Annotated in this window: 11 protein-coding genes; 4 read left to right on the top strand and 7 right to left on the bottom strand. The window is 56.9% G+C overall.

The window, feature by feature from the left end; translation table 11 throughout:
- Positions 1-63: 63 nt before the first annotated feature.
- Entirely contained in the window at positions 64-1,323 is a 1,260-nt protein-coding gene (gene rho / locus V1572_RS02050; protein WP_008501566.1) for a transcription termination factor Rho, read from the bottom strand.
- Between the two features lie 345 nt (positions 1,324-1,668).
- Positions 1,669-1,998 (bottom strand): thioredoxin TrxA, encoded by a 330-nt coding sequence (gene trxA, locus V1572_RS02055; RefSeq protein WP_006179218.1) that lies wholly within the window; start codon positions 1,996-1,998, stop codon positions 1,669-1,671.
- Positions 1,999-2,142: 144 nt separating this feature from the next.
- On the opposite strand from trxA, the gene rhlB reads away from it, so the two are divergent.
- Both rhlB and gppA read left to right on the top strand, forming a co-directional pair.
- Positions 2,143-3,411, top strand: coding sequence for an ATP-dependent RNA helicase RhlB (gene rhlB / locus V1572_RS02060; RefSeq protein WP_395299662.1), 1,269 nt, complete (start codon positions 2,143-2,145; stop codon positions 3,409-3,411).
- 6 nt (positions 3,412-3,417) lie between these two features.
- The gene (gene gppA / locus V1572_RS02065; RefSeq protein ID WP_032654053.1) at positions 3,418-4,902 is read left to right on the top strand and encodes a guanosine-5'-triphosphate,3'-diphosphate diphosphatase; all 1,485 of its coding nucleotides are present in this window, start codon (positions 3,418-3,420) and stop codon (positions 4,900-4,902) included.
- Positions 4,903-4,953: 51 nt separating this feature from the next.
- Here the strand turns inward: gppA and rep are convergent, their stop codons facing one another.
- Positions 4,954-6,978 carry a DNA helicase Rep gene (gene rep / locus V1572_RS02070; protein WP_008501569.1) on the bottom strand — a complete coding sequence of 675 codons (2,025 nt, stop codon included), beginning with the start codon at positions 6,976-6,978 and terminating at the stop codon, positions 4,954-4,956.
- Between the two features lie 85 nt (positions 6,979-7,063).
- Between rep and ppiC the strand changes: the two genes are divergently transcribed.
- Positions 7,064-7,345, top strand: a complete 282-nt coding sequence (gene ppiC / locus V1572_RS02075) for a peptidylprolyl isomerase PpiC (protein ID WP_008501570.1) — start codon at positions 7,064-7,066, stop codon at positions 7,343-7,345.
- A gap of 86 nt (positions 7,346-7,431) precedes the next feature.
- Here the strand turns inward: ppiC and ilvC are convergent, their stop codons facing one another.
- The gene (gene ilvC / locus V1572_RS02080; RefSeq protein ID WP_008501571.1) at positions 7,432-8,907 is read right to left on the bottom strand and encodes a ketol-acid reductoisomerase; all 1,476 of its coding nucleotides are present in this window, start codon (positions 8,905-8,907) and stop codon (positions 7,432-7,434) included.
- A gap of 152 nt (positions 8,908-9,059) precedes the next feature.
- Between ilvC and ilvY the strand changes: the two genes are divergently transcribed.
- Entirely contained in the window at positions 9,060-9,950 is an 891-nt protein-coding gene (ilvY, locus tag V1572_RS02085) for an HTH-type transcriptional activator IlvY (RefSeq protein ID WP_277718185.1), read from the top strand.
- A gap of 45 nt (positions 9,951-9,995) precedes the next feature.
- On the opposite strand, the gene ilvA is transcribed toward ilvY, so the two are convergent.
- Genes ilvA through ilvE form a run of 3 tightly spaced genes read right to left on the bottom strand, consistent with a single transcriptional unit; the run spans position 9,996 to position 14,383 of the window.
- Positions 9,996-11,540, bottom strand: coding sequence for a threonine ammonia-lyase, biosynthetic (ilvA, locus tag V1572_RS02090; RefSeq protein ID WP_045909247.1), 1,545 nt, complete (start codon positions 11,538-11,540; stop codon positions 9,996-9,998).
- A 2-nt stretch (positions 11,541-11,542) separates the two neighbouring features.
- The gene (ilvD, locus tag V1572_RS02095; RefSeq protein ID WP_045909248.1) at positions 11,543-13,393 is read right to left on the bottom strand and encodes a dihydroxy-acid dehydratase; all 1,851 of its coding nucleotides are present in this window, start codon (positions 13,391-13,393) and stop codon (positions 11,543-11,545) included.
- A gap of 60 nt (positions 13,394-13,453) precedes the next feature.
- A complete protein-coding gene (gene ilvE / locus V1572_RS02100) occupies positions 13,454-14,383 on the bottom strand; it encodes a branched-chain-amino-acid transaminase (protein ID WP_023309654.1) in 930 nt (309 codons plus the stop codon).
- Between the last annotated feature and the right edge of the window lie 15 nt (positions 14,384-14,398).

Here is a 14,398-nt window from a genome sequence, read left to right on the forward strand (position 1 = left end):
AGCGTATAGTCCATAAAAGAAAAACGCCACGTAAAAACGTGGCGTTCGCTGGCTTTATTTGCGTTACGAGCGTTTCATCATGTCGAAGAAATCGTCGTTGGTTTTGGTCATCGCCAGTTTGTTAATGAGGAACTCCATCGCGTCGATTTCACCCATTGGATGGATGATTTTGCGCAGGATCCACATTTTCTGCAGCTCTTCCTGAGTGGTGAGCAGCTCTTCTTTACGGGTACCGGAACGGTTGTAGTCGATAGCCGGGAAGACGCGTTTTTCAGCGATCTTACGAGAGAGGTGCAGTTCCATGTTGCCTGTACCTTTAAACTCTTCGTAAATCACTTCGTCCATTTTGGAACCGGTATCGATCAGCGCCGTCGCGATGATGGTCAGGCTGCCGCCCTCTTCCACGTTACGTGCAGCACCGAAGAAGCGTTTCGGACGATGCAGGGCGTTAGCATCCACACCACCGGTCAGCACTTTACCAGACGCTGGCACCACGGTGTTGTAGGCACGCGCGAGACGGGTGATGGAGTCGAGCAGGATGATCACGTCTTTCTTGTGCTCAACCAGGCGTTTTGCCTTCTCGATAACCATTTCCGCAACCTGAACGTGGCGAGATGCTGGCTCATCGAAGGTTGAAGCAACCACTTCACCTTTAACCAGACGCTGCATCTCGGTCACTTCTTCCGGACGTTCGTCAATCAGCAGCACCATCAGCACACAGTCTGGGTGGTTATAGGCGATGCTCTGCGCGATGTTCTGCAGCAGCATGGTTTTACCCGCTTTTGGCGGCGCCACAATCAGACCACGCTGGCCGCGACCAATAGGTGATGCCAGATCCAGAACACGCGCGGTTAAGTCTTCGGTCGAACCGTTACCACGTTCCATACGCAGGCGAGAGTTCGCGTGCAGCGGCGTTAAGTTCTCAAAGAGGATCTTATTACGCGAGTTTTCAGGTTTGTCGAAGTTAACTTCATTGACTTTCAACAGCGCAAAGTAGCGTTCACCCTCTTTAGGAGGACGAATCTTACCTGAAATGGTGTCACCAGTGCGGAGGTTGAAACGGCGGATTTGGCTGGGGGATACGTAGATGTCGTCAGGGCCGGCGAGGTAGGAGCTGTCTGCAGAGCGGAGGAAACCAAATCCGTCTTGCAATATCTCCAGCACACCGTCGCCAAAGATATCTTCGCCACTCTTAGCGTGCTGCTTCAGGATGGCGAAAATGATGTCCTGCTTGCGCATACGAGCCTGGTTTTCCAGCCCCATATTTTCGCCGAGAGTGATCAGCTCAGAAACCGGCGTATTCTTTAATTCGGTAAGATTCATAATGGTGTGGGTTCTTAAACTCGGGGTGATTCTCGAACTTAATGTTGTGAATGGTATGGCAGGGTCATCCATGCCTGTTTAGCGGCCATCAACTCATGTCTGTTCGCTGTCTGGTCACAGGGAAAGAACGCAGAACTGAAACGACAAGACGGATTGAGTGACAAGCCCGGAATTTAGCCACTTCACGCACTGGATATGTCAACAGCGGGAAGTATCGGGTAAAACAAGATTCAAACAACAAGATATGTTTAAAACGAAGTCATAGCTAACTTAGCACGACTTCAGCCGGGCGTCCAGAGTTCCAGATCATTTAGCCGGGAGCTCTGAACGCGCAGCGGAGAAACCTTACGCCAGGTTAGCGTCCAGGAACTCTTTCAGTTGACCTTTAGACAGCGCGCCCACTTTGGTCGCCGCCACTTCGCCGTTTTTGAACAGCAGCAGGGTCGGAATGCCACGGATACCGTATTTTGGTGCGGTGCCCGGGTTCTGGTCGATGTTCAGCTTGGCAACGGTCAGTTTGCCCTGATATTCGTCGGCGATCTCATCCAGAATCGGGGCGATCATTTTGCAAGGACCACACCATTCAGCCCAGAAATCGACGAGGATCAGCCCGTCAGCCTTAAGTACGTCCGTGTCAAAACTGTCGTCAGTCAGGTGAATAATTTTATCGCTCATATATAACTCCACAGGAATAAGCCTGGTACGTTGGTTTTGTCTCCACCAACGACGTGTTGATGTCGCATTAACCAACTAAAGGTTGACTTTATTTCACCGGATACGCTTTCGTAAAGCAATAGTAAGCTGATATTCTACCACACTATGAGCAAAACACATTTAACAGAACAGAAGTTTTCCGACTTCGCGCTGCACCCGAAGGTGATTGAAGCCCTTGAAAATAAAGGGTTTCATAACTGCACGCCCATTCAGGCCCTCGCGCTGCCGCTGACGCTGGCCGGTCGCGATGTTGCCGGGCAGGCGCAAACCGGTACCGGCAAAACGATGGCGTTTTTAACGTCAACGTTTCATTATTTACTTTCTCACCCAGCGATTGCAGACCGCAAAGTTAACCAGCCGCGCGCGCTAATTATGGCCCCGACGCGAGAACTGGCGGTACAGATCCACGCAGACGCTGAACCCCTGGCGCAGGCTACCGGCCTGAAGCTGGGCCTGGCCTATGGCGGCGACGGCTACGATAAACAGCTGAAAGTACTGGAAAGCGGTGTGGATATCCTGATCGGTACCACCGGCCGTCTTATCGATTACGCCAAACAGAACCACATTAACCTCGGTGCCATCCAGGTTGTGGTGCTCGATGAAGCTGACCGTATGTACGATCTGGGCTTCATTAAAGACATCCGCTGGCTGTTCCGTCGTATGCCTCCGGCTACCCAGCGCCTGAATATGCTGTTCTCTGCAACCCTCTCCTACCGTGTGCGCGAACTGGCGTTCGAACAGATGAATAACGCCGAGTACGTGGAAGTGGAACCGGAGCAGAAAACGGGTCACCGCATTAAAGAAGAGCTCTTCTATCCTTCGAATGAAGAGAAGATGCGCCTGCTGCAAACGCTGATTGAAGAAGAGTGGCCAGATCGCGCCATTATCTTCGCGAACACCAAACACCGCTGTGAAGACATCTGGGGCCATCTGGCTGCAGACGGCCACCGTGTTGGCCTGTTAACCGGCGATGTCGTGCAGAAAAAACGCCTGCGAATTCTTGAAGAGTTCACCCGTGGCGATCTCGATATTCTGGTCGCCACCGACGTGGCTGCACGTGGTTTACACATTCCAGCCGTAACGCACGTCTTTAACTACGATCTGCCAGACGACTGTGAAGACTACGTACACCGTATCGGTCGTACCGGTCGTGCGGGCGCAAGCGGTCATTCAATTAGCCTTGCGTGTGAAGAGTATGCGCTGAATCTTCCGGCCATTGAGACCTACATCGGTCACTCTATTCCGCAGAGCAAATACAATCCGGAAGCGCTGTTAAGCGAACTGCCGCCGCCTAAGCGGCTAACCCGCCCACGCTCCGGCAATGGACCGCGTCGTTCAGGCGGCGCACCGCGTAATCGTCGTCGTTCAGGTTAAGAAAATATGCTCAGCTCCACCTCGCTTTATGCAGCAATCGATCTCGGTTCGAATAGTTTTCATATGCTGGTTGTGCGCGAGGTGGCAGGAAGCATACAAACGCTGACGCGCATTAAGCGCAAGGTCCGCCTCGCGGCGGGCCTGAGCAGCGACAATCACCTCTCACCTGAAGCCATGGAACGTGGCTGGCAGTGTCTGCGACTCTTTGCCGAGCGTCTGCAGGATATCCCGCATGCCCAAATCACCGTCGTCGCCACCGCGACACTCCGCCTGGCGGTTAACGCCGTGGATTTTATTGCCAGAGCGCAGGAAATTCTCGGTTGCCCGGTTCAGGTTATCAGCGGTGAAGAAGAAGCTCGCCTGATTTATCAGGGGGTTGCACATACCACAGGGGGTGACGATCGCCGCCTGGTGGTGGATATCGGCGGTGCCAGTACCGAGCTGGTGACCGGCACCGGCGCGCAGGCAACCTCGCTGTTCAGCCTGTCGATGGGCTGCGTGACCTGGCTTGAGCGCTACTTTACCGATCGTAATCTGGGTAAAGAGAACTTCGACGAGGCAGAAAATGCGGCGCGCGAGGTGTTACGTCCGGTGATGGACGAGCTGCGCTATCACGGCTGGAAAGTCTGCGTGGGTGCGTCGGGCACCGTTCAGGCCCTGCAGGAAATCATGATGGCGCAGGGAATGGACGAGCGGATTACGCTTGCCAAGCTTCAGCAGCTAAAACAGCGCGCCATTCAGTGTGGACGCCTTGAAGAGCTGGAAATTGAAGGCCTGACGCTCGAACGCGCGCTGGTTTTCCCGAGCGGGCTGGCTATTCTGATCGCTATTTTCACCGAACTGAACATCCAGTGTATGACCCTGGCCGGCGGCGCGCTGCGTGAAGGTCTGGTCTACGGGATGCTGCATCTGTCAGTCGATCAGGACATCCGCAGCCGTACCCTGCGCAACGTGCAGCGTCGTTTTCTGGTTGATATCGATCAGGCAGGACGCGTATCGCAGCTGGCGTCACGCTTCGCCGATCAGGTCGCTAACGTCTGGGATCTTGAACCACTGAGCCGCGATTTACTGCTGAGCGCCTGTGCGCTCCATGAAGTGGGGCTGAGTATTGATTTTAAGCAGGCTCCTGCTCATGCAGCGTATCTGGTGCGCAACCTGGATTTACCGGGCTATACACCCGCACAGAAAAAATTACTGGCAACGCTGCTGCTGAACCAGACCAATGCCGTCGATCTCTCGTCTTTGCATCAGCAAAACGCCGTACCGCCGCGCGTGGCCGAACATCTGTGCCGCCTGCTGCGTCTGGCGATTCTGTTTGCCAGCCGCCGTCGCGATGATTTGCTGCCTGCGATCGGCCTGGTGGCTGATGACGAAAAACTGTCGCTGACGCTGCCGGAAAACTGGATTGAACGTCACCCGCTTGGGGCAGAGATGATCGATCAGGAGTGCCAGTGGCAGAGCTATGTGCACTGGGTGCTGGAAGTGAAGTAATACGCTGAACATTGCCGGGTGGCGGCTTCGCCTTACCCGGCCTACTCATCCTTATCCTTTCTCTTTGGCTTTTGCCAGCATGGCGCGAATGTTCGCCACGTTAGCCTGCCCCTTGTGCATCCGCTCTTCCGCAGTAATTACTTTGCGTTCCTGCTCCCAGATCAGGTCATCCTGCGGCAGTTCCAGCAGGAAACGGCTCGGCTCCGGGCGGACAAGTTCGCCATACTGACGGCGCTCTTTACACAGTGTGAACGTCAGCTCTTTCTGCGCGCGGGTGATCCCCACGTAGGCCAGGCGGCGCTCCTCGTCGACGTTGTCTTCATCAATGCTGCTCTGATGCGGTAACAACCCCTCTTCCATACCAACCAGATAGACATACGGGAACTCCAGACCTTTTGATGCGTGCAGCGTCATCAGCTGTACCTGATCGGCCTCTTCTTCGCTCTCGCCACGCTCCATCATGTCGCGCAGGGTAAAGCGGGTGACGACCTGCGTCAGGGTCATCGGCTCGTCGATTTCAGAGCCCTCCAGCATTTCGGTCATCCAGCTGAAGAGCTGGTTAACGTTCTTCATGCGCATCTCAGCGGCTTTCGGGCTGGCCGAGGTTTCGTACAGCCAGGACTCATAGTCGATGCCGTGAATGAGATCGCGCACCGCCGCCACCGGCTCGCGCTCCGCGAGACGCTGCACTTCGCCGAGCCAGTGGGTGAATCGCGTTAACGAATCATAGCCGCGACCGGTTAACGTCTGGCTTAGCCCCATGTCGAAGCTGGCGGTAAACAGGCTTTTGTTACGCGTCATCGCCCACTCGCCGAGTTTTTGCAGCGTCGCCGGGCCAATCTCGCGTTTTGGCGTATTCACAATACGCAGAAACGCGCTGTCGTCATCCGGGTTAGTGAGCACGCGCAGATAGGCCAGCAGGTCTTTGATCTCTGGCCGTGAGAAGAACGAGGTCCCGCCCGAGATTTTGTACGGAATGCGGTTCTGCATCAGCATCTTTTCAAAGACGCGCGACTGGTGATTCCCGCGATAGAGGATCGCGTAATCCTTATATTCGGTTTTATTGACGAAGTGATGGGCGATCAGTTCACCGGTGACGCGCTCCGCTTCATGCTCTTCGTTGTTGGCGCTGAGCACTTTCAGCTCCGTCCCGTAGCCCAGCTCGGAGAAGAGACGCTTCTCAAACACGTGCGGGTTATTGGCAATCAGGATGTTTGCGGCCTTCAGGATACGCCCGGAGGAGCGGTAGTTTTGCTCCAGCTTAATCACCTGCAGTGCCGGAAAATCTTTGCTCAGCAGCACCAGGTTTTGCGGACGCGCGCCGCGCCAGGAGTAAATTGACTGGTCATCATCGCCGACCACGGTGAAACGCGCGCGCTGCCCCACCAGCAGCTTCACCAGCTCGTACTGGCTGGTGTTGGTGTCCTGATACTCATCCACCAGCAGGTAACGGATTTTGTTCTGCCAGCGCTCGCGAACCTCTTCATTACGCTGCAGCAGCAGCGTCGGCAGCAGGATCAGGTCGTCGAAGTCCAGCACGTTGCACGCTTTCATGTGCGCGTCGTACAGACCATAGCAGTGGGCAAAGATGCGATCCCGTTCGCCTTTGGCGATCGCCGCGGCCTGGGCCGGGGTCATCAGATCGTTTTTCCAGTTCGAGATCGTCGAGATCAGCTGCTGCAACAGCACCTTGTCATCTTCGATCAGCCCCTCGGTGAGCTCTTTGAGCAACGCCACCTGATCGGTGTCATCAAAGAGGGAGAAGTTGGACTTCATGCCCAGCGCCGCATACTCGCGCTTGATGATATCCAGCCCCAGCGTGTGGAAGGTAGAGATCATCAGGCCCCGGGCCTCTTTGCGCCCCAGCGTCTGGCCGACACGCTCTTTCATCTCACGCGCCGCTTTATTGGTAAACGTCACCGCCGCAATGTGCCGGGCCTGATAGCCACAGCCGCGGATAAGGTGCGCAATCTTGTTGGTGATCACGCGGGTTTTACCGGATCCAGCCCCCGCCAGCACCAGACACGGTCCGGTGACAAATTCGACGGCTTGTTGTTGTCCGGGGTTTAAACGCATAAATGATCACTCAATGAAAGTCAGGAGGGGAGAATAACAGCGTGGTAGTATAGCGAGCCTAATCCATACCACTCAAGGCACGATCATGGCAAAAACAGCAGCAGCACTGCATATTCTTGTTAAAGAAGAGAAACTGGCTCTGGATCTTCTGGAGCAGATCAAAAACGGCGCCGACTTCGGCAAACTGGCGAAGAAGCACTCTATCTGTCCGTCAGGCAAACGCGGCGGCGATCTGGGTGAATTCCGCCAGGGTCAGATGGTACCGGCGTTCGATAAAGTGGTCTTCTCCTGCCCGGTGCTGGAGCCAACCGGCCCGCTGCACACGCAGTTCGGCTACCACGTGATTAAAGTGCTGTATCGCAAATAAAAAAGCCGGGTGGCGGCTACGCCTTACCCGGCCTACATCTTACGGTTTTGTAGGTCGGGTAAGCGAAGCGCCACCCGACAAAGTTGTTAACCCGCTACCGCGATACGCTTCATATCGGTCATGTAGCCACGCAGTTTGTGGCCCACTTTCTCGATCTGGTGGCTGCGAATCGCTTCGTTCACATCGCGCAGCTGCGCGTTGTCCACGGCACCTTCTGCAATCGCTTTACCCAGATCGCCCGGCTGCAGAGTGGTCATAAACTCTTTCAGCAGCGGTACGCAGGCGTAAGAGAACAGGTAGTTACCGTATTCTGCGGTATCAGAGATCACCACGTTCATTTCGTACAGACGCTTACGAGCGATGGTGTTCGCAATCAGCGGCAGCTCGTGCAGTGATTCGTAGTACGCAGACTCTTCGATGATGCCGGAGTCCACCATGGTTTCGAACGCCAGCTCAACGCCAGCTTTCACCATCGCGATCATCAGGACGCCTTTATCGAAGTACTCCTGCTCGCCGATTTTACCTTCATACTGTGGCGCGGTTTCGAACGCGGTTTTACCGGTCTCTTCACGCCAGGTCAGCAGTTTCTTATCGTCGTTCGCCCAGTCCGCCATCATGCCGGAAGAGAACTCGCCGGAGATGATGTCGTCCATATGTTTCTGGAACAGCGGCGCCATAATGGTTTTCAGCTGTTCAGACAGCGCGTAAGCACGCAGTTTTGCCGGGTTGGACAGACGGTCCATCATCAGCGTAATACCGCCCTGCTTCAGCGCTTCGGTGATGGTTTCCCAGCCGAACTGAATCAGTTTTTCCGCGTATGCCGGGTCGGTACCCTCTTCCACCAGCTTATCGAAGCACAGCAGAGAACCGGCCTGCAGCATGCCGCACAGGATGGTCTGCTCGCCCATCAGGTCAGATTTCACTTCGGCAACGAAGGAAGATTCCAGCACGCCCGCACGGTGGCCGCCGGTCGCCGCTGCCCATGCTTTGGCAATCGCCATACCTTCGCCTTTCGGATCGTTTTCCGGGTGTACCGCGATCAGGGTCGGCACGCCGAAACCACGCTTGTACTCTTCACGTACTTCGGTACCCGGGCACTTCGGTGCCACCATCACCACGGTGATGTCTTTACGGATCTGCTCGCCTACTTCAACGATGTTAAAGCCGTGGGAGTAACCCAGCGCGGCACCGTCTTTCATCAGCGGCTGTACGGAACGCACTACGTCAGAGTGCTGCTTGTCCGGCGTCAGGTTAACCACCAGATCCGCCTGCGGGATCAGCTCTTCGTAGGTACCCACTTTGAAGCCGTTTTCGGTCGCTTTACGCCATGAAGCGCGCTTCTCGGCAATCGCTTCTTTGCGCAGTGCGTAGGAGATATCCAGACCGGAGTCACGCATGTTCAGGCCCTGGTTCAGACCCTGTGCGCCACAGCCGACGATGACCACTTTTTTACCCTGAAGGTAGCTTGCGCCATCGGCAAATTCGTCGCGCGCCATGAAGCGGCATTTGCCCAGCTGCGCCAGCTGCTGGCGCAAGTTCAGTGTATTAAAGTAGTTAGCCATGGGTGATACCTCGTGATGTTGTGTGTCTTATTGTTCGGTTCGCGTTTCAGCGAGAATGTACCCACATTACAACAGGAAATTTATTGCGGAAATTGATATATTCACAACGTCACATTGCAATTTTTGCAATGTAAAAAGAGGGAGTGAAATCGGTGGATTTACGCGATCTGAAAATGTTTCTTCACCTGGCGGAAAGCCGTCATTTTGGCCGCAGCGCGCGGGCGATGCACGTTAGCCCCTCCACGCTTTCACGCCAGATCCAGCGCCTTGAGGAAGACCTTGGCCAGCCGATGTTCGTGCGCGATAACCGCACCGTCACCCTCACGGAAGCGGGCGAAGAGCTGCGCATTTTTGCCCAGCAGACGCTGTTACAGTACCAGCAACTGCGGCACTCTATCGATCAGCAGGGGCCGTCACTCTCCGGTGAACTGCATATTTTTTGCTCCGTGACCGCCGCCTATAGCCATCTGCCGCCTATCCTTGACCGCTTCCGCGCGGCGCATCCGTCAGTTGAAATTAAGCTCACTACCGGTGACGCCGCCGACGCAATGGAAAAAGTGGTGACGGGCGAAGCGGATCTCGCCATTGCCGGGAAGCCGGAAACCCTGCCGGGCGCGGTAGCGTTCTCGATGCTGGAGAATCTGGCGGTGGTGCTGATTGCCCCGGCGCTGCCCTGCCCGGTGCGTAACCAGGTGTCGGTGGAAAAACCGGACTGGTCGACGGTGCCGTTTATCATGGCCGATCAGGGGCCGGTGCGACGTCGCATTGAGCTGTGGTTCCGCCGCCAGAAAATCAGCAACCCGTCGATTTACGCCACCGTCAGCGGTCATGAGGCGATGGTGTCGATGGTGGCGCTCGGCTGCGGCGTGGCGCTGCTGCCGGAAGTGGTGCTGGAAAACAGCCCGGAACCGGTGCGCAATCGCGTGATGATTCTGGAACGCAGCGACGAGAAGACGCCGTTTGAGCTTGGCGTATGCGCACAAAAAAAGCGGCTGCATGAGCCGCTTATTGATGCGTTCTGGACGATATTGCCGAACCACTGAACCCGGGTGGCGCTACGCTTACCCGGCCTACGCGCAGCTCTACCACTAGCCTGCCAGGAAGAAGCGGAACGCCGGGTTATGGGTTTCGTCGTGACACTCATAGCCCAGCTCGTTCAGCCGCGTTTCGAAATCCGGCTCGTGCTCGCCCAGTTCAAACGCCGCCAGCACGCGCCCGTAGTCGGTGCCGTGGCTGCGGTAGTGGAACAGAGAGATGTTCCAGTGCGTGCCCAGCGTGTGCAGGAACTTGAGCAGCGCGCCCGGCGATTCCGGGAATTCAAAGCTGAACAGGCGTTCTTTGAGCGGCTTCGAAGGACGGCCACCGACCATGTAACGCACGTGCAGCTTCGCCATCTCATCGTCGGAGAGATCGACCACGCTATAGCCGCCCTCATGCAGCAGGTTGAGGATCTCTTTGCGCTCCTCCACGCCACGGCTCAGACGCACGCCGACAAAAATGCAGGCATCTTTGGCATCGGCAAAACGGTAGTTAAATTCCGTCACCGAACGACCGCCCAGCAGCTGACAGAACTTCAGGAAGCTGCCCTTCTCTTCCGGAATGGTCACCGCCAGCAGCGCTTCACGCTGTTCGCCCAGCTCGCAGCGCTCGGACACGTAGCGAAGACCGTGGAAGTTCACATTGGCACCGGAAAGCACGTGCGCCAGACGCTCGCCGCGAATATTGTGCTGTGCGATGTATTTTTTCATGCCCGCCAGCGCCAGCGCGCCGGACGGTTCCGCCACCGCACGCACGTCTTCGAACAGATCTTTCATCGCCGCGCAGATGGCATCGCTGTCCACCGTGACGATATCGTCGAGATATTCCCGGCACAGGCGGAACGTTTCGTCGCCAATACGCTTCACCGCCACGCCCTCGGCAAACAGCCCGACGCGCGGCAGGTCGACCGGATGCCCGGCCTCCAGCGCCGCTTTCAGGCAGGCGGAGTCTTCCGCTTCCACGGCAATGACTTTGATCTGCGGCATCAGCTGTTTGATCAGCACCGCCACGCCTGCGGCTAAACCGCCGCCGCCCACCGGGACAAAGACGCGGTCGAGATGGGCATCCTGCTGCAGCAGTTCAAGCGCCAGCGTCCCCTGCCCGGCAATCACCATCGGGTGGTCGAACGGCGGCACCCAGGTGAACCCCTGCTGCTGCGCCAGCTCAATCGCTTTGGCTTTGGCTTCGTCAAAGTTGGCCCCGTGGAGTAAGACTTCGCCGCCGAAACCGCGCACCGCGTCGACCTTGATGTCTGCGGTAGCAACCGGCATCACAATCAGCGCTTTCAGACCCAGGCGAGCAGACGAGAACGCCACGCCTTGCGCATGGTTACCTGCCGAAGCGGTAATCACGCCGCGCGCTTTTTGCTCGTCGGTCAGCCCGGCCATCATCGCGTAGGCGCCGCGTAGCTTAAAGCTGTGCACCGGCTGGCGGTCTTCGCGCTTCACCAGGATAACGTTGTCGAGGCGCGAAGAGAGTTTTTCCATTTTCTGCAGGGGGGTGACCTGCACGGCTTCATAGACCGGCGCGCGCAGCACCGCTCTCAGGTACTCCGCCCCCTCAGGGGCGGCGGATAAGGGTTGCGACTCGGCCATCGTTAGCCCCCAAGTTTCGATTTATCGCGCACCGCGCCTTTATCTGCACTGGTGGCAAGGCTCGCGTAGGCGCGCAGGGCGAAGGAGACTTCACGCTGACGGTCTTTCGGCGTCCAGGCTTTGTCGCCGCGCGCTTCCTGCGCTTCACGACGGGCCGCGATCTCCTGATCGCTCAGCTTGAGCTGAATGCCGCGATTCGGAATGTCGATTTCGATCAGGTCACCATCTTCGATGATGGCGATGTTGCCGCCGCTTGCCGCTTCCGGCGAAACGTGACCGATGGAGAGACCAGAGGTCCCGCCGGAGAAACGCCCGTCGGTGATCAGCGCGCAGGCTTTACCGAGGCCCATCGATTTCAGGAAAGTGGTTGGGTAGAGCATCTCCTGCATACCCGGGCCGCCTTTTGGCCCTTCATAACGGATGACCACCACGTCGCCTTCCACCACTTTACCGCCCAGGATGGCGTCTACCGCTTCATCCTGGCTTTCGTACACTTTCGCCGGACCGGTGAATTTCAGGATGCTGTCGTCCACGCCAGCGGTCTTCACGATGCAGCCATTTTCCGCAAAGTTACCGTACAGCACGGCCAGGCCACCGTCTTTGCTGTAGGCATGTTCCAGCGAGCGGATGCAGCCTTCGGCGCGGTCATCGTCCAGGGTGTCCCAGCGGCAATCCTGCGAGAATGCCTGCGTGGTACGAATACCGGCAGGACCGGCGCGGAACATTTTTTTCACCGCGTCGTCTTTAGTCAGCATCACGTCGTACTGGTCCAGCGATTCCGGCAGCGTCAGGCCGAGCACGTTTTTCACGTCACGGTTCAGCAGCCCGGCGCGATCCAGCTCGCCGAGGATACCGATGACGCCACCGGCACGGTGCACGTCTTCCATGTGGTACTTCTGCGTACTTGGCGCGACCTTACACAGCTGCGGCACTTTACGGGAGAGCTTGTCGATGTCGCTCATGGTGAAGTCGATTTCGGCTTCCTGCGCGGCGGCCAGCAGGTGCAGAACGGTGTTGGTGGAACCGCCCATGGCGATATCCAGGGTCATGGCGTTCTCGAATGCCGCTTTACTGGCGATGCTGCGCGGCAGCGCGCTGGCGTCGTCCTGCTCGTAGTAGCGTTTGGTCAGCTCAACGATACGTTTACCGGCATTGAGGAACAGCTGCTTACGATCGGCATGGGTCGCCAGCAGCGAGCCGTTGCCCGGCTGAGACAGACCCAGCGCTTCGGTCAGACAGTTCATGGAGTTAGCCGTGAACATACCGGAACAGGAGCCGCAGGTCGGACACGCGGAGCGTTCCACCTGATCGCTCTGCTCGTCAGAAACCTTCGGATCCGCACCCTGAATCATCGCATCGACTAGGTCGAGCTTGATGATTTTGTCGGAGAGCTTGGTTTTCCCCGCTTCCATTGGGCCACCGGAGACGAAGATCACCGGAATGTTCAGACGCAGGGAGGCCATCAGCATCCCCGGGGTGATTTTGTCGCAGTTGGAGATACAGACCATCGCATCGGCGCAGTGGGCGTTAACCATGTACTCCACCGAGTCGGCGATCAGCTCGCGCGACGGCAGTGAATAGAGCATGCCCCCGTGGCCCATCGCGATACCGTCATCCACCGCAATGGTGTTGAACTCTTTCGCCACGCCGCCGGAGGCCTCGATTTGCTCGGCAACCAGCTTACCCAGATCGCGCAGGTGCACATGGCCCGGTACGAACTGGGTGAAGGAGTTCACCACGGCGATAATTGGCTTGCCGAAATCGGCGTCGGTCATTCCGGTGGCGCGCCACAGTGCGCGGGCACCCGCCATGTTACGGCCGTGGGTGGTGGTGGCTGAACGATACTTAGGCATGCTTTATTTACTCCCGTCTGACTATGTAATGGGACGGTGCGTGCCGTCCCAAATTTATATTTAGTGATTAACCTGATCCAACCAGCCGTATTTATCTTCTGTTTCGCCGGTGAAGAGGCCAAAGAACGCTTGCTGAATGCGTTTGGTGACCGGGCCACAGCGGCCTTCGCCCACCTGGATACCGTCTACGCTGCGTACCGGCGTGATTTCAGCCGCGGTACCGGACATAAATACTTCATCGGCCAGGTAGAGGGATTCGCGGGACAGCACCTGCTCGCGCACTTCGATACCGAGGTCTTTCGCCAGCTTGATGATGGCGTCACGGGTGATACCCGGCAGCGCGGACGAGGTGAACGGCGGCGTAAACAGAATGCCGTCTTTCACTTCAAACAGGTTTTCACCTGCGCCTTCGGAGATGTAGCCATTTACATCGAGCGCGATACCTTCCTGGTAGCCGTGACGGCGTGCTTCGCTGCCGACCAGCAGGGAAGAAAGGTAGTTACCGCCTGCTTTCGCGGCGGTCGGGATGGTGTTTGGTGCAACGCGGTTCCAGGAAGAGACCATTGCGTCGATCCCCTGTTCCAGGGCTTCTGCACCCAGATAAGCCCCCCACGGGAACGCGGCAATGATCACATCCGTGGTATAGCCAGCGGGCGGGTTCACGCCCATACCGACGTCGCCCACAAACACCAGCGGACGAATATAGGCGCTGGTCAGGTTGTTCTTACGGATCACGTCGCGACAGGCTTCCATCAGCTCATCCACGCTCTGAGATACCGGGAAACGATAAATTTTGGCTGAGTCATGCAGACGCTGCATGTGTTCGCGATGGCGGAACACCACTGGCCCTTTGTGAGAATCGTAGCAGCGGATGCCTTCAAACACGGAGGTACCATAATGCAGTGCGTGGGACATCACGTGGACCTTCGCGTCCTCCCAGCGAACCATCTCACCGTTGAACCAAATGTAATCAGCTTTTTTTGTCGTCATTTTTTCGTCCTGTCA

The sequence above is a fragment of the Enterobacter quasiroggenkampii genome, from assembly GCF_043972695.1.
In the GTDB taxonomy this organism is placed as follows: Bacteria; Pseudomonadota; Gammaproteobacteria; order Enterobacterales; family Enterobacteriaceae; genus Enterobacter; species Enterobacter quasiroggenkampii.